Origin of the sequence: Embleya sp. NPDC050154 (assembly GCF_044460165.1) — a bacterium.
GTDB lineage: Bacteria > Actinomycetota > Actinomycetes > Streptomycetales > Streptomycetaceae > Embleya.
In genome coordinates this window covers 177,197-195,428 of the sequence record NZ_JBITJP010000010.1, presented here as the reverse complement: position 1 = coordinate 195,428, position 18,232 = coordinate 177,197, and the positions used below count along the sequence as shown (strand labels likewise).

The 18,232-nt window shown below is 71.9% G+C and carries 16 protein-coding genes; 9 read left to right on the top strand and 7 right to left on the bottom strand.

Features of this window, described 5'->3' with window-relative positions:
* Nucleotides 1-34: 34 nt before the first annotated feature.
* The 3 genes from ACIBSV_RS22390 to ACIBSV_RS22380 all read right to left on the bottom strand — a co-directional run bounded on the left by ACIBSV_RS22390 (nt 35) and on the right by ACIBSV_RS22380 (nt 2,010).
* Complete coding sequence (locus tag ACIBSV_RS22390) at nt 35-490, bottom strand: nuclear transport factor 2 family protein (protein ID WP_395865639.1); 456 nt, start codon at nt 488-490, stop codon at nt 35-37.
* 68 nt (nt 491-558) lie between these two features.
* Nucleotides 559-834, bottom strand: a complete 276-nt coding sequence (locus ACIBSV_RS22385) for a hypothetical protein (protein WP_395865637.1) — start codon at nt 832-834, stop codon at nt 559-561.
* A gap of 123 nt (nt 835-957) precedes the next feature.
* Nucleotides 958-2,010: a hypothetical protein gene (locus ACIBSV_RS22380; protein WP_395865635.1), complete on the bottom strand. Its 1,053-nt coding sequence runs from the start codon at nt 2,008-2,010 to the stop codon at nt 958-960.
* Between the two features lie 138 nt (nt 2,011-2,148).
* Between ACIBSV_RS22380 and ACIBSV_RS22375 the strand changes: the two genes are divergently transcribed.
* The 3 genes from ACIBSV_RS22375 (at nt 2,149) to ACIBSV_RS22365 (ending at nt 4,785) form a co-directional block, all read left to right on the top strand.
* Nucleotides 2,149-2,757 (top strand): superoxide dismutase, encoded by a 609-nt coding sequence (locus ACIBSV_RS22375; protein ID WP_020549884.1) that lies wholly within the window; start codon nt 2,149-2,151, stop codon nt 2,755-2,757.
* Between the two features lie 133 nt (nt 2,758-2,890).
* Complete coding sequence (locus ACIBSV_RS22370) at nt 2,891-3,538, top strand: helix-turn-helix transcriptional regulator (RefSeq protein ID WP_395865633.1); 648 nt, start codon at nt 2,891-2,893, stop codon at nt 3,536-3,538.
* Between the two features lie 278 nt (nt 3,539-3,816).
* Entirely contained in the window at nt 3,817-4,785 is a 969-nt protein-coding gene (locus tag ACIBSV_RS22365; protein WP_395865631.1) for an NADP-dependent oxidoreductase, read from the top strand.
* 19 nt (nt 4,786-4,804) lie between these two features.
* On the opposite strand, the gene ACIBSV_RS22360 is transcribed toward ACIBSV_RS22365, so the two are convergent.
* Nucleotides 4,805-6,343: a class I adenylate-forming enzyme family protein gene (locus ACIBSV_RS22360; RefSeq protein ID WP_395865629.1), complete on the bottom strand. Its 1,539-nt coding sequence runs from the start codon at nt 6,341-6,343 to the stop codon at nt 4,805-4,807.
* 181 nt (nt 6,344-6,524) lie between these two features.
* Here ACIBSV_RS22360 and ACIBSV_RS22355 point away from each other — a divergent pair, with 181 nt between their 5' ends.
* From ACIBSV_RS22355 to ACIBSV_RS22335, 5 genes are all read left to right on the top strand, one after another.
* Nucleotides 6,525-7,352: an isocitrate lyase/phosphoenolpyruvate mutase family protein gene (locus tag ACIBSV_RS22355; protein WP_395865626.1), complete on the top strand. Its 828-nt coding sequence runs from the start codon at nt 6,525-6,527 to the stop codon at nt 7,350-7,352.
* 132 nt (nt 7,353-7,484) lie between these two features.
* Nucleotides 7,485-7,886, top strand: coding sequence for a pyridoxamine 5'-phosphate oxidase family protein (locus ACIBSV_RS22350; protein ID WP_395865915.1), 402 nt, complete (start codon nt 7,485-7,487; stop codon nt 7,884-7,886).
* A gap of 103 nt (nt 7,887-7,989) precedes the next feature.
* On the top strand, nt 7,990-8,604 hold the full coding sequence (locus ACIBSV_RS22345) for a DJ-1/PfpI family protein (protein WP_395865624.1): 615 nt from the start codon (nt 7,990-7,992) through the stop codon (nt 8,602-8,604).
* Nucleotides 8,605-9,515: 911 nt separating this feature from the next.
* On the top strand, nt 9,516-10,577 hold the full coding sequence (bioB, locus tag ACIBSV_RS22340) for a biotin synthase BioB (RefSeq protein WP_395865622.1): 1,062 nt from the start codon (nt 9,516-9,518) through the stop codon (nt 10,575-10,577).
* 167 nt (nt 10,578-10,744) lie between these two features.
* Nucleotides 10,745-11,965 carry an adenosylmethionine--8-amino-7-oxononanoate transaminase gene (locus ACIBSV_RS22335; RefSeq protein ID WP_395865913.1) on the top strand — a complete coding sequence of 407 codons (1,221 nt, stop codon included), beginning with the start codon at nt 10,745-10,747 and terminating at the stop codon, nt 11,963-11,965.
* A 143-nt stretch (nt 11,966-12,108) separates the two neighbouring features.
* Here ACIBSV_RS22335 and ACIBSV_RS22330 read toward each other — a convergent pair whose 3' ends face one another.
* Nucleotides 12,109-12,816 carry a FadR/GntR family transcriptional regulator gene (locus ACIBSV_RS22330; RefSeq protein ID WP_395865620.1) on the bottom strand — a complete coding sequence of 236 codons (708 nt, stop codon included), beginning with the start codon at nt 12,814-12,816 and terminating at the stop codon, nt 12,109-12,111.
* A 144-nt stretch (nt 12,817-12,960) separates the two neighbouring features.
* Here ACIBSV_RS22330 and ACIBSV_RS22325 point away from each other — a divergent pair, with 144 nt between their 5' ends.
* Nucleotides 12,961-14,229, top strand: a complete 1,269-nt coding sequence (locus tag ACIBSV_RS22325; protein ID WP_395865618.1) for an MFS transporter — start codon at nt 12,961-12,963, stop codon at nt 14,227-14,229.
* Between the two features lie 74 nt (nt 14,230-14,303).
* Here ACIBSV_RS22325 and ACIBSV_RS22320 read toward each other — a convergent pair whose 3' ends face one another.
* Nucleotides 14,304-16,199, bottom strand: a complete 1,896-nt coding sequence (locus ACIBSV_RS22320; protein ID WP_395865616.1) for an ABC transporter ATP-binding protein — start codon at nt 16,197-16,199, stop codon at nt 14,304-14,306.
* The gene (locus ACIBSV_RS22315) at nt 16,196-17,929 is read right to left on the bottom strand and encodes an ABC transporter ATP-binding protein (RefSeq protein WP_395865614.1); all 1,734 of its coding nucleotides are present in this window, start codon (nt 17,927-17,929) and stop codon (nt 16,196-16,198) included. Before ACIBSV_RS22315 ends, ACIBSV_RS22320 begins: the two co-directional genes overlap by 4 nt.
* Between the last annotated feature and the right edge of the window lie 303 nt (nt 17,930-18,232).

Below are 18,232 nucleotides of genomic sequence, written 5' to 3'. Positions count from 1 at the left end.
TGGTCACATTCTCGGCCGACCCGGGTGCGCGCCCTCAGTCGCCCCGCGGCTCGCGCTCGAGCGTCGCGTCGACGGTGATCCAGTCCGGCGGCATGTACGGGGGCGTCTTCCAGAAGATGTCCAGTCGGACGATCAGGCCCTCGTCGTTCAGTTCGAGGTAGTTCGCGAACCGCATCACCAGCAGGTCGTCCTCGGGGGCCGGGCGGATCGACTCGACCGCCTCGTTGAACGCGTACCGGCCGTCCTCGCTGAGGAAGGTGAACCGGGAGCGCAGTTCGTGCTGCGCCATGCGGCCGGTGACGGTGGAGACGAAGCGCAGGTAGGCCTCCTTGCCCTCACAGGTGTCCTCGGCGTTGTCGCGCATCCCCACACGTACGAAGTCGTCGGCGAGCGTGGACGCCACCAGGTCCCAGTCGTGCGTGTCCACGCCCTGCCAGAAGTTCTCGACGGTGCGCCTGCGGGCTTCCAGGTCGTGCTGTTTCTCGGTCATGGGCGGACGGTAGTGCGGGTCGTGATCGAGATCCAGAGATATCTGACGGTCCGTCAGTACGAAAGGGGCTACCCGACGGGCAGCGCCGGCATCCGCGGCGCCGGTACGTCGGGCATCTGCACGTTCGGCGGCGGGACCTCGACGAAGCCGCCGGAGATGCCCTGGTGCACGCCGACCACGGCGGGTCGCAGTTCGCCCAGGACGAAGTCCTCGTCGACCTGCCCGAACCGGCTGGTCTCGCTGGTCAGGGTGTCCGCGCGGCCGTCCGCGAGCGCGGGCGCGGCAGCCGCGAGCGCGAGCAGGCCGGCGGTCGCGGCGGTGGCGAGGAGTGTGGTGACGCCCATGGGATCTCCGTTGGTCGGTGCCCGTACGCGGTGTGCGTACGGGCACCAGCGAACGGAACCCGATGCTCCAGGTGGGGGAACCTCACTCGAACGAGGGCGTGTCGCGGGCCGTGGCCCGCCCGGTCACCCGCGCGGCGGCGTCACCAGGCCGGCCGCGAGCACGCCGGCGGACAACGCGCGCGAGTCGCCGGAGCGCGCGTACACGTCCACCGCGGTGTCCACGAGCTTGATCACGTGTTCGTCGCCGTGCGCGTGCGCGAGGTCCATCGCGTCGACCGGATCGCCGGCCGGCGCGGGCGTGCCGGGCGCGTCCTCGCGGGCCATGTACACCGCGAAGACCGCGCCGGCGGTGGCCCACGCGGCCTGGTACGAGGGGATCCACAACTCGGGCGGCAGCGCGGGCAACACGCGCAGCACCGCACTGGGGGCGGTCACGCCGTGCACGTTCATCACCGCGTTGCCGTGTCCTCGACGCAGGTAGCGCAGGGTGGCCGCGTGCACCGTGTCGGCGAGCAGCGCGCGGGCCTCCTCGGGGGTGCCGGCCGGGCGCACCGACAGGGTCGCGGTCAGCCACTCGTCCCAGCCGGCCAGGAAGGTCAGCCGCCGGCTGATGTGGTCCTTCTCGCCCACCGGCAGCGGCGGCACCGCGTCCAGCGCCTCGAACGGCGTGCGGCCCCCCGCGAGCCGCGGCAGTTCGGGCAGGGCCAGGTTGCTCGAGGCGAAGTACGCCATCGCATGCGCGAACTCGGCGAGCCGGACCGGGCTCTCGCCCGCGTCCAGCAGCGCGCGGACCGCGTGTCCGACCCGGATCACACCGTGCGTGGCGCCGCCGGGCAGCCCCGGGAGCAGTCGCGGCCACCACAGCGCGAGCACCTCGCGCCACGGCCGTTCGGCGATCTCGTCGACGAACAGCGCGATCCAGTCCCCGTCGCGGGCGTGGTCGCCCAGCGCCTCACGCCACGCGTCCTTGGCGATCCGCTCGGTCGGGCGGGTCGGCGGTTCCAGCCGACGGGTGTAAACGTCCAGCCAAGCGGGCACGGCTTCCCACTGGCCCGAGTGCACGAGCGCCTCGACGGCCATCGGTCCGTGATTGGACAACTTGTCGTCGAACTCGGAACCGGTGCGATGCAGACGTTCGAACGCTTCGTCCAAGGTTTCGGCGGCCTGCTGATGCATCGTCGACTCCTTCGGTGTGTTTCGAGTGGACCGGGGGGCTCCGGTTAGGACAGTTAAGTCTTGCCTAACTTGCCCGACCTCCGGCGAGAAGCATAGGGTCGAGTACGTCACCGCAACCACTGCGCAGGAGGAACTCCCGTGGCCGACACGGTCTACACGCTCCCCGACCTCACCTACGACTACGCCGCCCTGGAGCCGCACATCAGCGGCGCCATCATGGAGCTGCACCACGACAAGCACCACGCTGCGTATGTGACCGGCGCCAACACCGCCCTCGAGCAGATCGCCGAGGCGCGTGACAAGGAGGCCTACGGCACCATCTCCAAGCTGGAGAAGGACCTGGCGTTCCACGTCTCGGGCCACGTGCTGCACAGCCTGTTCTGGACCAACCTCGGCCCGACCGGCAACGGCGAGCCCACCGGTGACCTCGCCGAGCAGATCGGTGTCGACTTCGGCGGCTTCGAGCAGTTCCGCGCGCACATGACGCAGACCGCGATGACCGTGCAGGGCTCGGGCTGGTCCGTCGCCGCGTGGGAGCCGCTCTCGCAGCGCATCGTGGTCACCCAGGTCTACGACCACCAGGGCAACATCCCGCAGGGCACCGTGCCGCTGCTGGCGATCGACGCGTGGGAGCACGCCTTCTACCTCCAGTACAAGAACGTGAAGGCGGACTTCTTCAAGGCCGTGTGGAACGTCTTCAACTGGGACGACGTCGCGACCCGCCTCGCCGCCGCCAAGGGCGCCTGAGGAACGGCGTTCGGTCCAGGGTCGCGCGGGTGTTCCCCGTGCGGCCCTGTCCGACGTCGGCGAGCGTGCCGGCGCCGCCGGCACGCGTGGGAGTACGCACTCGGGGACTCGGGGTGGACGAGAGGGGCGAGCGGTGACCGAGCAGGACGCGTTCGCACTGTTGCCCGAGACCCGGCGCGAGATATTGCGGCGCCTCAAGGGCGCGGGCGAACTGCGCGCGGAGGAATTGGCCGACGCGGTCGGGATGACCGCGAGCGGCATGCGCCAGCAACTGGCCGGACTGGTCGCCGAGGGCTACGTGACGCACCGGCAGGTCCGACTCGGACCGGGCCGGCCCAAGCACGTGTACCGGCTGACCGCGGCCGGTGAGAATCTGTTCCCCCGGCGCTACGGCGACCTGGTGGGAGACCTCCTGGAGACCGCGCAGGCCGAGGAACCGGGTTTCGTGGACCGGCTGTTCGACCGCCGACGCGAGCGGCGCCTGGACCGGGCCCGGGCCCGGACGACCGCGCCGGAGCTGGCCGACCGGGTGGCCGCGATAGCCGCGATCCTGGACGAGGACGGCTACCTGGCCGCCGCGGAGCCGTTGCCGGACGGCGGCGGATGGCTGATCGTCGAGCAGAACTGCGCGATCTTCGACGTGGCGGTGCGGTGCGGCACCGCGTGCTCCTCGGAACTGGCCTTCCTGCGGGAGGCGTTGCCGGACACCGAGGTGCGGCGGGTCAGCCACATGGTGGCGGGCGCGCCGCATTGCGCGTACGAGATCCGTCCGGTCGAGTAGCGGGCGAGTTCGGTCGATCGGGGCACGGTGGGCTCTCGACGCCCTTCGGTTGCGGCTTTCGGTCGGTTCTCGGTCGCCGCTCCCGGTTGTCCCTCGGCCGGCCCTCGATCGCAGCTCTCGGGCGCCTTCGGGTGCTCCCCTCGGTTGGCCCGATCCTTGCGGTGATTGGCTGTCCGGCCGGTAGGTGGGCGGTCGGCGGATCGGCACGCTGGGAGCGCGTCGCCGATCGCCGGCGGCCGAGGCGGGGCCGACCCGTCGAGAGGGTGAGGAGCACGGCCATGACCGAGACCACCGACGCGCCGCGGATGCGGGCGATCAGCCAGGACGTCGCCGGCGGGCCGGATGTGTTGCGGCTGGTCGAGGTGGCTCGGCCGGAGCCGGGGGCGACCGAGGTGCTCGTGCGGGTACAGGCCACGAGCGTGAATCCGGCCGACTGGAAGACCCGCGAGCGGGGTGTGTTCCGAGACGGCACCGAGCCGCCGTTCACCCTCGGCTTCGACGTCGCCGGGGTGGTCGAGGCGGTCGGCGCGGGGGTGACCGTACTCGCCCCGGGCGACGAGGTGTTCGGCATGCCGCGTTTCCCGCACCCGGCCGGCGCGTACGCCGAGTACGTCACCGCGCCCGCCCGGCACTTCGCGCTCCGTCCGGCCGGTCTGGACCCGGTACGGGCCGCGGCGCTGCCGCTCGCGGCGCTGACCGCGTGGCAGGCGCTGGTGGACACCGCGCATCTGCGGTCCGGGCAGCGGGTGCTGATCCACGCGGCGGCCGGCGGCGTCGGGCACCTGGCCGCCCAGATCGCCAAGGCGCGCGGCGCGTACGTGCTGGGCACCGCGAGCGCGGCCAAGCACGAGTTCCTGCGCGGGCTGGGTGTGGACGAGCCGATCGACTACACCCGGGTGGACTTCGCCGAGACGGTGCGGGACGTGGACGTGGTGCTGGATCCGATCGGCGGCGCGTACGCGGCGCGTTCGTTGGCGACCCTGCGCACGGGCGGCACGCTGGTCTCGATCGTGCCGCCGGACGACACGTTCCCGGTCGTGCGGGCCCGGGAAGCAGGCGTGCGGGCGGTGTTCATGCTGGTCGAACCGGACCTCGCGGGGCTGCGCGAGATCGCCGCGCTGGTGGCCGCGGGTCGGCTGCGGGTCGAGGTCGCCGCGACATTGCCGCTGGCCGACGCGGCGAAGGCGCACGAACTCGGCGAGCGAGGGCGCACAGTCGGGAAGATCGTGCTGACGGTGGCCGACTGATCCGCGTGCCGAGGTCGGGTCAGCGGCCCGTCGGGGTGTCCTCGGCGAGTCGTGCGCGCAGGGTGGGCTTGCTGACCTTGCCGGTGCCGGTGACCGGGAGGGCGTCGGTGAACACGACGCGACGCGGGATCTTGAAGCCCGCCAGGTGTGCGCGGCACAGGTCGACGAGGGTGTCGGGATCGATCGAGCGTCCCGACACCGGGACGACGACCGCGACCACGCGCTCGCCCCACCGGGTGTCCGGTTCGCCGACCACCGCGACGTCGCGGACGTCCGGGTGCGCGCGCAGCACCGCCTCCACCTCGCGTGCGCTGACGTTCTCCCCGCCGGTGATGATCACGTCCTTCTTACGGTCCAGGACGTACAGGTAGCCCTCGGTGTCGAGCCGGCCCAGGTCGCCGGTGCGGAACCAGCCGTTCGCGAATTCGCCGGTGTCCGCCTGCCAGTAACCGTCCGCGACCTGCTCGGACCGGACCGAGATCTCGCCGGTGGCGCCGGTCGGCAGCGGCCGGCCGGCGTCGTCGACGATCCGGATCTCCACGCCCGGGCCGGGTCGACCGGCGGCGGCGAACAGCTCGGGCCGGTGGTCGGCGGCGCTCAGGAACACCGCGTTGCCGGAGAGTTCGGTCATGCCGTATCCCTGGCCCAGAGCGCAGCCGAGCAGGCGGTCCACCCGGCGGATCAGCTCGGGGGTGATCGGCGAGGCGCCGTAGCTGATCGCGCGGATCCGCTCGCGCAGCCCGTCGCCGGTGCGGACGTGATCCAGCAGGGCGTCGATCATGGTCGGCGCCAGCGACAGGTTGGTGACGTCGAACTCGCGGACCACCGAAGCCAGTTCGGCCGGGTCCCAGCGGTGCAGGACAACCACCGGGCGGCGCGCGATGTGGTGGGCGGGTACCTGGTAGCCGGCCACGTGGGCGAGCGGGAAGGGGGTCAGCACGACGGTGTCGGACTCGACCGGTCGGCATGCGAGCGAGCCGCGCATCGCCGCGATCAGGCTGCGGTGGGTCAGCCGCACACCCTTGGGCCGGCCGGTGGTGCCCGAGGTGAACAGCAGCCACGTCAGTGCGGTCTCGTCGCCGGCGGCGGTGAACTCGGCCCCGTCCGTGGCGGTGTCCGCGACGGCTTCGCCCAGTTCCAGGGTCGAGCCCTCGGGCCGGTCGAGCCGGGCGGTCAGGTCGGCGTCGCCGAGCAGCAGTTCCGCGCCCGAGCGGGCCAACTGGTCGGCCCACTCGCGCGGGTGCAGCCGGGGATTGAGCGGGACCAGCACCCGGCCGGCCCATGGGACGCCGTAGTAGGCGGCCACATACTCGGCCCGATTGTGCGCGAGGATCCCGACCCGGGCACCGGGTGAGGTCCGCCGCGCGACGCGGGCGGCGAGCGCGTGGGAGCGGTCGGCCAGCTCGGCGAAGGTCCACACGGTGTGCGCGCCGGCGGGCGCGTGGGAGGTGGGCGCGCCGGATGCGCCGGGCGTGCGGGGGGTGTGCGCGGGGACGATCAGGGCGATGCGATCGGGCACCTCCCGAGCCGCGTCGACCAGGATCTCGTGCAGCAGCATCGGGCCTCCCTCGTTCTCGCGGGGACGCTATCGCAGGCGCGGAGCCGGAACTCGAACGGGTGACCGGGCGATGGGCGTGCCGATCGGGCATGTCGCCCGCCCGGACGTCGCGAATGCGGCAGGATCGGTGGGGTTCGGCCGCGTTCGGCGCGGTCGCCGTCGACTCGGAGGGGCACGCTCGATGAGCACTACGCACCAGGCCGCCAACGCCGATCGCTTCGCGGAGTTCCGGGCCCTGCACCAGGCCGAGGCACCGCTGCTGTTGCCCAACGCGTGGGACCACGCCACCGCGGCCGCGCTGGTCGAGCGCGGGTTCGCGGCGATCGGGACGACGAGCCTGGGGGTGGCGATCGCGGCCGGCAAGCCGGACGGCGTCGGCGGGACGCGGGAGGAGACGGTACGCCTCGGGGTGGGCATCGCGCGGCTGCCGGTGCCGGTCAGCGTCGACATCGAGGGCGGCTTCGCCGAGCGCCCGGAGCACGTCGCGGCGTTGGGCGTCGAGCTGGTGCGGGCCGGGGTGGCCGGCGTCAATATCGAGGACGGGCGGGCCGACGGCTCGCTGACCGACGCGGACCACCAGGTCGCGGTGATCGCCGCACTCAAGGAGGCCGCACCGACGCTGTTCGTCAACGCGCGCACCGACACGTACTGGGCAGGCGGTCCGGGCGCTTCGCTCGACGAGACGACGCGGCGGATCCGGGCGTACCGGGCGGCGGGCGCGGACGGCGTGTTCGTACCCGGGCTCCAGGACGAGGCCGCGATCGAGACCCTGGTGGGGGCCACCGACGCGCCGCTGAACATCCTGTACAGCCCGACCGGCCTGTCCCGGGCCCGGCTCGCGAAGCTGGGGGTGCGGCGGATCAGCACGGGTTCGCTGCTGTTCCGGGTCGCGGTGCAAAGCGCGGTGGATCTGGCCTGGGCGGTCGCGCACGACGAGGAGGCGGCACCCGCCGGTGCGCCGACGTACGCGCAGGCGCAGGCGATGTCGGAGGTCTATCGGGCCGACTGAGCGCTCGGCCGGGGCGGGCCGGCCGATCGCGGAGTGCGTGGGTCGCGGGCGGTGGACGTCATACTGCTGGTCGGCGGGCCGGGAGCGGCCCGGCTCGACCCGGCAGGCCCGATCGTGAAAGACCTGATCTCGATGACGCTGCACGTTCCGCCGTCCACCACCCCGGATTTCCAGGCCTTTTGGCAGGAACGACACCTGTGCCTGCTGGTCACCCACCGTCCCGACGGCACGCCGCACCTGGTGCCGGTCGGCGCCACGTACGACCACGTGTCCGGGATCGCGCGGGTCATCTCGGACGGCGCGAGCAGGAAGGTCCGCAACGTGCTGGCGGCGGGTCCGGGTGCCCGGGTCGCGATCTCCCAGGTGGACGGGAGGCGCTGGTCCACGCTCGAGGGCGGCGCGAGGATCGCCGGTGACGCCGAGGCCGTCGCCGAGGCGGTCCGGCGGTACACCGAGCGCTATCGGGAGCCGCGGGTGAATCCGAATCGTGTGGTGATCGAGATCGTGGTGACGAGGCGGATGGGGACGGTGTAGCTCGCACACGCATCGGGGCGCCCGGCCGTCGGGGCGTAGCCTGCCGGGGAGTGCGGACGTACCGATGGAGTGCGGACGTACCGATCCGAACGGGGATGCACCGATGATTCAGGTTGCCGTGGTCACCTTCGACGGCTTCAACGAACTGGACAGCTTCGTGGCGGCGGCCATCGTCAACCGCTGCCGCAAGGACGGCCTGACGGCGTACATCACCACGCCCGCCCCGACCGTCACCTCGATGAACGGCGTCGAGATCACCGGGCAACGCCCGCTCGACTTCATCCCCGAAGCCGACGTCGTGCTGATCGGCAGTGGCATCAGGACGCGTGACGTGGTCGCCGACGACGCGCTCCTCGCGGCGCTGCCCCTGGACCCGACCCGTCAGCTCATCGGCTCCCAGTGCTCGGGCGCCCTGGTCCTGGCCCGCCTCGGCCTGCTGACCGACCTGCCCGCCTGTACGGACGCGACCTCCCGCCCCTGGGTCGAGGCGGCCGGAGTCGAGGTCCTGGACGCCCCGTTCCACGCGTCCGGCAACATCGCCACGGCCGGCGGCTGCCTGGCCTCCCAATACCTGGGCGCCTGGGCCATCACCCGCACCCTGGGCGAGTCCCACGCCCGCGCCGCAATCGACTACGTGGCGCCCGTCGGCGAAAAACAGACCACGGTCGACCACATCTTCACCGTCCTCACCGCAGCCGAACCCCTGACCACCACCTGACGGCCCCCGCGCCCCGAGCGCGGTCGGCCACGCTCCCGCGCCCCGCGCGTAGTCGGCCGTCGTGCCGCGCTCGCCTTGCGGGCACCCAGCCGCGCTCGGGCGACTCGCGCGTTCCGGCGACCCACGCGTGGTCTGCCTCCGGGCCGGCCCCGCGCGTGCCCAGCCGCGCCCCGCGACTCGTGCGTAGTCGGCCACCGGGCCGCGACCCGTGCGTGCGTACCTTGCCGCTCCTGCCGCCGCGCCCGTCCCCGGCGGCCCGTTCCCGCCCCGCGTGTCCCCGGCCCGTGCGTCCTCGCTCGCTTGGCCTCGACTCGCGCGTCCGGCCCGTCCGACCTCGATTCGGTCGTCTCGGGCCGCCCGTTCCCGAGCACTGGTTCCGGCCCGCGCGTGGCCGCCCGGCCATCCCCGATCCCTTGTCCCGGTTCGCTCTTCCCCGGTCCGTGCGCCCCGGGCCGTCTGACCTCGACCGCCCCTCCCGCCCAGCGGCCCGCCCGGTTTCGACTTCCGCGCCTCCAACCGCTCGTCCCCGTTTTTTGCCCGGCCCGGGCTCGCGCGTGGTCGGGTGCGCGTCCTCGCTCTGCGCGACCCACCCAGCCCGACCCCGGCCGCGCGTCCCCGATTGATCGACCCCGGCCGCGACCCGTGTGCTCGGCCGACCGGACCCGACCCGTGCCCGCTCCCCGCGTCCGCCGTGTTCCCCGTGTTCGCCGCGTTCGCCGCGTCCGCCGTGTTCCCCGTGTTCGCCGTGTTCGCCGTGTTCGCCGCGTCCGCCGCGTCCGCCGCGTCCGCGGTCTCCGTGCATACCAGGTATGGGTGGGTGGGGTTTGGGGGAGTCGGGACAAATGCTTGGGGGTGATCTTGTGGGGTCGGGGGATTGGGGTGGGTGCCGGGGGCGGGCGAGGGTGGGGCGTATGGACTTGGATCTCGATGAGTTGACGGCGAAGGCATTGCGGCGGGAAGTACCCTCCCGGGACGAGGCGTTGGCCGTTCTGGGCGGAGCGCACGAGGTACTGGACGTGGTGGCCGCAGGGGCACGCGTGCGCCGGCACTTCTTCGGCCGGCGGGTGAAGCTGAACACGATCATCAACATGAAGAGCGGGCTGTGCCCGGAGGATTGCTCATACTGCTCACAACGGCTCGGGTCGGCGGCGGAGATCCTCAAGTACTCGTGGATCACCCCGGAGGAGGCCGCCAGGACGGCCGATCAGGCGGTTCAGGCGGGGGCGAAGCGAGTGTGCCTGGTGGCCAGCGGGCGAGGGCCCGGCAACCGGGACATCACCCGGATCGAGGACACCATCGCCGCGGTCAAGGAGGGCAGCCCGGACGTGGAGATCTGCGTCTGCCTGGGTCTGCTCGCCGACGGCCAGGCCGAACGCCTCGCTGCGGCCGGGGCGCACGCGTACAGCCACAACCTCAACACGAGTGAGGCGCGGTACTCCGACATCTGCTCCACGCACACCTTCACCGATCGCACGGACACCCTCCGACGCGCCGGTACGGCGGGTCTGTCGCCGTGTTCCGGGGCCATCTTCGGGATGGGTGAGTCGGATTCCGACATCGTCGATCTGGCCTTCGCGCTGCGCGAGTTGGATCCGGACTCGGTTCCGGTGAACTTCCTCATCCCGTTCAAGGGCACGCCGCTGGCGGAGAACTGGGAGCTGACCCCCGAGCGTTGCCTGCGCATCCTGGCGTTGTTCCGCTTCTTCTTCCCCGATGTCGAGGTGCGGTTGGCGGGTGGACGGGAGATCCATCTGCGGAGCATGCAGCCGCTCGCGCTGCATCTGGCCAACTCGATGTTCCTGGGCGACTACCTGACCAGCGAGGGCCAACCGGGCGCGGACGACCGGCAGATGATCGCCGACGCGGGCTTCGTGATCGAAGGTGCCGACGAGCAGACCCTGCCGGACGCCCGGCACGACCTGGTGGCGATCCGCCGCCGGGGCGCGGGCAGCGACCTTCCGCCGAACGCGTGAGGGCCGACAGCGGGGGCGGCCCGGACGCGATGGCGGGCGTCGGTGGGCAGGCCGTATCGGGGACCGAGTACCCGGACCCGGCGCCGAACCGAGCCGGGCGGGCGGACCTGACCCCCGGCGAACTGCTCGACCTCGACCGTGAACACGTGTGGCATCCGTACGCGCCGATGCCCGGCACCGGACGCCCGCTGCTCGTCGAGTCGGCTGCGGGAGTTCGCCTGCGGTTGGCCGAACCGGTGGGTGGCGTCGGCGAGTTGGTGGACGGCATGTCGTCGTGGTGGGCGGCCGTGCACGGCTACGCGCATCCGGTGATCGACGCGGCGATCCGCGAGCAGATGGGGCGCATGAGTCACGTCATGTTCGGCGGACTCACCCACGAGCCCGCGATTCGACTGGCACGCACCCTGGTCGAGATCACCCCGGAGCCGCTGCGGCATGTCTTCCTGGCCGACTCCGGATCCATCTCGGTGGAGGTCGCGATGAAGATGTGCCTCCAGTACTGGCGGGCCCGAGGTCGCGGCGACAAGCGGCGCCTGCTCACGTGGCGCGGCGGGTACCACGGCGACACGTGGCATCCGATGTCGGTGTGCGACCCGGAGGGCGGGATGCACCGGTTGTGGCAGGGGAGGTTGGCCGAGCAGGTGTTCGCCGACGCCCCGCCGAGCGGGTTCGACCCGGCCTACGTCGAGCACCTGGACGCGCTGCTGACCCGTCACCGGGACGAGGTCGCGGCGGTGATCGTCGAGCCGATCGTGCAGAACGCGGGTGGCATGCGCTTCCATCCCCCGGAGTACCCGCGCGCGCTGCGCGACCTGTGCACCGCCCACGACGTGCTGCTGATCTTCGACGAGATCGCCACCGGATTCGGCCGCACGGGCGAGCTGTTCGCCGCCGACCACGCCGGCGTCAGCCCCGATGTGATGTGCCTCGGCAAGGCGTTGACCGGCGGCTACCTGAGCATGGCCGCGACGTTGTGTACGGAGGAGGTGGCGGCCGGCATCGCCGCCGGCGAGTCCCCGGTCCTGGCCCACGGGCCCACCTTCATGGGCAACCCGCTGGCCGCCGCGGCCGCGAACGCCGCGCTGGGCCTGCTGCTCGACCAGGACTGGCGGGCGAACGTCGGCCGCATCGAAGCCGGCCTCGCCGAGGGCCTGGCCCCGGCCCGCGCGCTCCCGAGGGTCGCGGACGTGCGGGTCCTGGGTGCCATCGGCGTCGTCCAGCTCGACCATGAGGTCGACATGGCGACGGCTACCCGGGTGGCGGTCGAACACGGCGTCTGGCTCCGGCCGTTCCGCGATCTCGTCTACACGATGCCGCCGTACATCACCTCGGACGCCGACCTGCGACGGATCACCGCCGCCGCCAACGCCGTTGCCGCGGTGGCCTGATCCCGATCCCGATCCCGATCCCGATCCCGATCCCGATCCCGATTCCGACCCCGAGCGCGTGCGGGGCATCCACGTCCCAGGCCCCACCGGGTCGCCCCGCACGCGCGACCCACCCCGCGCGGATCGGCAGGTGCCCATCGAGCCTACGAGCCGGTTCCCTTCGGTGACCGCACCGCGTGCCAGTCGTGGGTGTCGGTCAGGTTGGCGTCCGCCTGCCGGGCGGCCTCGACCGGGTCGCGCTCGCGCAGCGCCCGCAACAGGTCCTCGTGGCCGCCCGGATTCGCGCCCTGGTAGTCGGGGTCGGTCCAGGAACCGGCCACCGACTCGCGCACCGGCCCGGACAGGTTCCGGTACAGCTCGGCCAGCAGGGGATTGTGCGCCGCGTCGGCAACACCGAGATGGAACTCCCAGTCGGCGGCCAGCCACGCCTCGAAGTCGCGCTCGTCCCACGCGGCCCGGCGCCGGCGCAGCGCGCCCTCGAGCACGGTCAGGTCGGCCTCCTCGGCGCGGATCGCGGCGAGTCGGGCGGCCTGGAGGTCGAGCGCCTGGCGCACCTCCAGGACCTGCCCGATGTCGCTGCCGCCGTACAGCCGCTCGACGGCGCCGGAAAGCTCGCTGACCGCGCGCACGTAGGTGCCGTCGCCCTGGCGCACGTCGAGCAGGCCCGCGTGCGCGAGTGCGCGGACCGCCTCGCGGACCGTGCCCCGGGCCACCTGGAGTTGGGTCATCAACTCCGGCTCGGGCGGGATGCGGCTGCCCACCGGCCAGTCGCCGGAGGTGATGCGCTCCCGCAGCCGGGCGATCACCTCGGCGGACAGCGCCGGTCGGCGCACCGATTCGAGGCTGCTCATCGGGCGGGCTCCTGACCTGGGACGTCGACGCGACCTGCGACGTCGAACCGAAACAGGACCAGGATACATCCGATGATCGGACGTCACTCGATGTCAACTCTCCGTCGCCTGGACAGGATTCATCAGACGTCTTACCTTTGATCCATGACTTCCGCAGCCTCCGTAGCCGCCGGCGCACCCCTGGCTTCGACCACCGATCCGGCCGGTCGTACCCGTGCCGCGTGGCTGGCCGGCGTGGGCATCGTGCTGATCGCGTTCAACCTGCGGCTGGGCATCAGCAGCGCCGCCGCGCTCCTGGAGGCGCTGCGCGACACGCTCGGCTTCGGCTCGGTGACCGCGTCGCTGCTGCCGACCCTGCCGACATTGTGCTTCGCCGCCGCCGGGCTGACCGCGGCACCGCTGGCCCGCCGGTTCGGCACCGAACGAGCGGTCCTGGTGGCGCTGTTCGCGCTGGCCGCCGGGCTGGGCATCCGGGTCGTGCCGACCACCTGGGCGCTGCTGACCGGAACCGTACTGGGCATGTCCGGCCTGGCCGTGGGCAACGTGTTGCTGCCCGCGTTGCTGCGCGCGCACTACCCGCACCGCGTGTCGGTGCTGACCGGGGTGTACACCACGGTGATGGCGCTGGGCGCGACGCTGGCCGCCGCGATCGCGGTGCCGGTGGCGGACGGCCTGGACTCGCCGTCGCTGGGGCTCGCGGTGTGGGCGCTGCCGGCCGTGGCCGCGCTGCTGGTGTGGTCGCTGGTCCGGGCGCCGCACGCGCTCACTGCCAAGGCCGGCCCCGCAGCGTACGTGTCGCCGTGGACGATGGCGCGCACCCGGCTGGGCCGACTGGTCACGGCCTACTTCGCGCTCCAGGCGCTGAACTGCTATGCCCTGGTCGGCTGGTTGCCGACGCTGCTCTCGGACGAGGGGATGAGCAGCGGCAAGGCGGGCGCGATGCTCGCGATCACCCAGGGGGCGGGCATCCCGGCGACCTTCGCGCTGCTCGCGTTCGTGCGGGCCACCGGGCGGCTGCGGCCCGCGTTCGTGGTGGTGTCGGTGAGCATGCTGATCGGCTTCGTCGGCCTGCTCGTGGCCCCCGTCGCGCTGCCCGCGGTCTGGGCGGCGGCGGTCGGCCTGGGCTTTTGCTCGTTCCCGCTGGTGCTTTCCGTGATCGGCGGCAGCGGCACCGGCGCCGCCGAGACGACCGCGCTGTCCACGCTGGCCCAGTCCCTGGGCTACGCGGTCGCCGCGACCGGCCCGTTCGCACTGGGCCTGATGCACGGCGCCACCGGCGGCTGGACGGTGCCGATGGCCGCACTCGTGGTCACCGCCGTCGGCCAACTCCTGGTCGGCCTGGTCCTGTCCGGCAACCGCGGCGCGCACGCCGCGCCCGAACCGGCGCCACGATCCGCCCGATCCGCCGGCTGACCGCGGAACCGCAGGAAGCGCGCGGATGCCCGAGGTACGCGACCTCGGGCACCCGCGTGGCGGGTTCGGCCGATCTAGAGGATCTCCGCCGCCGGCTGGGCGAACTGCGAGGCGTACAGCCGCGCGTACGCCCCCTCGGCCGCCAACAGCGTCTCGTGCGTGCCCTGTTCGACGATCGAGCCGGACTCCATCACCAGGATCACGTCCGCGTCCCGGATCGTGGACAACCGGTGGGCGATCACGAAGCTGGTCCGGCCCCGGCGCAGCGAGTTCATCGCCTTCTGGATCAGCACCTCGGTGCGGGTGTCCACCGAACTGGTCGCCTCGTCCAGCACCAGGATCTGCGGTTCGGTCAGGAACGCCCGTGCGATGGTGAGCAGTTGCTTCTCGCCCGCGCTGAGGTTGCCGGCCTCGTCGTCGAGCACGGTGTCGTACCCGTCCGGCAGGGTGCGCACGAAGCGGTCGGCGTGGGTGGCCCGGGCCGCCGCGACCACCTGCTCGCGCGAGACGTCGCCGACGCCGTACGCGATGTTGTCCGCGATCGTGCCGCCGATCAGCCAGGTGTCCTGGAGCACCATGCCGATCGGGGCGCGCAGATCCTCGCGGGCCATCGTGGCGATGTCCACGCCGTCCACGGTGATCCGACCGCCGGTCACCTCGTAGAACCGCATCAGCAGGTTGACCAGGGTGGTCTTGCCCGCGCCGGTGGGACCGACGATGGCCACTGTCTGGCCCGGGTGCACCTCCAGGTCCAGGTCCTCGATCAGCGGCTTGGCCGGGTCGTACCGGAACGAGACGCCCTCGAAGGCGACGTGCCCGGTCACCTTCTCGATCCGGGCGGGCGGCTCCGGGTCGGGGGACTGCTCCTTGGCGTCGAGCAGCGCGAACACCCGCTCGGCCGAGGCGACGCCGGACTGGAGCAGGTTGGCCATCGAGGCGACCTGCGTGACCGGACCGTTGAACTCGTACGAGTACTGGATGAACGCCTGGATGTCGCCGAGCGTCATCGCGCCGGAGGACACTCGCAGGCCGCCGATCACCGCGATCAGCACGTAGTTGAGGTTGCCGACGAAGGCCATCGCGGGCTGGATCAGGCCGGAGATGAACTGCGCCTTGAAACCGGCCGCGTACAGCGCCTCGTTGTGCTTGTCGAAGACCTCGGCGGACTCCTTCTGCCGACCGAACACCTTCACCAGCGCGTGTCCGGTGTACATCTCCTCGATGTGCGCGTTGAGCTTGCCGGTACTGGACCACTGCTTGACGAACTGCGGCTGTGCGCGCTTGCCGATCAGCATCGTGACCAGGATCGAGGTGGGCACGCTGATCAGCGCGACGAGCGCGAGCAGCGGCGAGATCCAGAACATCATCACCAGCACACCGACGATGGTCAGCACCGAGCGCACGATCTGGCCCATCGCCTGCTGGAGGGTCTGCGCGATGTTGTCGATGTCGTTGGTGGTGCGCGAGAGCACCTCGCCGCGCGGCTGCTTGTCGAAGTAGTTCAGCGGCAGCCGGGACAGTTTGGTCTCGGCTTCCTCGCGCAGCCGGTAGGTGGTGCGCTGGACGATCGTCGCGGTCAGCCGGCCCTGCACGAAGGCGAACAGCACCGAGCCGACCACGACCGCGAAGGTGGCCAGCAGGATGGTCCGCACGTGCCCGAAGTCGATGCCGTCGCCGGCGACGCCGGTGAAGATCGCGTCGGTGGCCTTGCCGAGCAGCCGCGGGGTGAGCACGGCGAGGCCGACGCCCGCTATGCCGCACATGAGCAGGGCGTACAGCCGGGCGCGCTCGGGGGCCATCATGCCCAGCAGGCGGCGACCGGACGCCTTGAAGTGCATCGACTTCTCGGTCGGCGCGCCGCCCATCATCCGCGCGGCCGGTCCGCCGCCGGGCGGCGGACCGGGGCGGCGTTGCGGGACGGCGGCCTCGGTCGAGTCGCCGGATTCGGTGGTCTCCTCGGTGGTGGTCACGCCGCCTCCTCCTCGGTGAGCTGGGACAGCACGATCTCGCGGTAGGTGTCGTTGCCGGCCATCAACTCGCGGTGCGTGCCGGTGCCGACCACGCGGCCCTCGTCGAGTACCACGATCCGGTCCGCGTGCCGGATGGTGGCCACGCGCTGCGCGACGATCACCACGGTGGCCTCGGCGGTCTCCTCGACCAACGCCGCGCGCAACGCCGCGTCGGTGGAGTAGTCGAGTGCGGAGAACGAGTCGTCGAACAGGTAGATCTCCGGCTTGACCACCAACAGCCGGGCGATGGCCAGGCGTTGTCGCTGGCCGCCGGAGACGTTGCCGCCGCCCTGGGCGATCGGCGCGTCCAGTTGCTCGGGCAGTGCCTCGACGAACGCGCGGGCCTGTGCGATCTCCAGGGCCCGCCACAGGTCCTCGTCGGTGGCGTCCGGGTTCCCGTAGCGCAGGTTGGAGGCGATGGTGCCGGAGAACAGGTACGGCTTCTGCGGCACCAGCCCCACCGTGCGGGACAACAGCGCGGGGTCCAACTCGCGGGTGTCCACGCCGCCGACCAGGACCGCGCCGCCGGTCACGTCGAGCAGGCGCGGGATCAGGCTCAGCAGCGTGGTCTTGCCGGCTCCGGTGCTGCCGATCACCGCGGTGGTCTCACCGGGACGGGCGATCAGGTCGATGCCACGCAGTACCGGCTCCTCGGCGCCGGGGTAGCAAAAGCTCACGTCGCGCAGTTCGAGCCGGCCGTGCGCGTGCAGCGCGGTCACCGGCGCCTCGGCCACGGTCAGGCTGGTCTCGGTGTCCAGCACCTCGGCGATCCGGTCCGCGCAGACCGACGCGCGCGGGATCATCATGGTCATGAAGGTGGCCATCATCACCGACATCAGGATTTGCGCGAGGTAGCTGAGGAAGGCGACCAGCGCGCCGATGTCCATCGAGTCGGCGCCGATCCGGTGGCCGCCGATCCACACGATCACGATCGCCGAGGTCTCCCACACCAGCAGGACCGACGGGTACATGAAGGCCATCAGCCGGCCGAGCGAGAGCGACACGTCGCGGATCTCGGCGTTGGCGTCCGCGTACCTGGCCTGTTCGTGGCCGTCCCGGCCGAACGCGCGGATCACCCGGATCCCGGTGATCTGCTCGCGCATGATCCGGTTCACGTTGTCGATCCGGCCCTGCAGGACGCGGAACAGCGGCGGCATCGCACGCACGATCCAGCCCACGGCCAGGACCAGCGCGGGCACGATGATCAGGAACAACAAGGACATCGGGACGTCCTGGTTGACCGCCATCAGGATGCCGCCGAAGCACATGATCGGCGCGGACACCATCAGGGTCAGCGCGAGCAGGGCCAACATCTGGACCTGCTGCACGTCGTTGGTGGTGCGGGTGATCAAGGATGGCGCGCCGAACTCGCCGACCTCGCGCGCGGAGAAGGTCTGCACCCGGTTGAACACCGCCGCGCGGATGTCGCGCCCCACGCCCATCGCGATCCGCGCGCCGAAGTACACCGCGATCGCCGCGCAGACGATCTGGACCAGGGTCACCCCGATCATCGCGGCGCCGACCCGCAGGATGTAGCCGGTGTCGCCCTTGACCACGCCGTTGTTGATGACGTCGGCGTTGAGGGTGGGCAGATACAGGGTGGCGAGCGTCTGCACGAGTTGCAGCAGCACCACCAGGGCGATCGGTTTGGCGTACGGGCGCAGGTGCGCGCGCAGCAGGCGGATCAGCACGAGGTCCTCTTCGGGTCGGAGGAGTACAGCCGACCTGGGGCACGAGCCGTACACGGGCGCGGGGTGGGCCCCGTGCGGGGCACCGGACCCGGGTGCGGGTCGAGGGCGCGGCGCCGAGGCGGATTCCGTCCTCGACCGTAGTGCCCATCGATGGGGTGGTCGATCGGATTGTGCCGACCGGTCGGTCGATGCCGCGCCGAGTCGGCGGCTGCGATCGAAGAGGTGTGCATGGTGGTTCTCCCCGAGTGCGATCCAAGGTGGCGAACACGGCCCGTCGGCGGTGGTTCGGGCGGCGTAAGAACA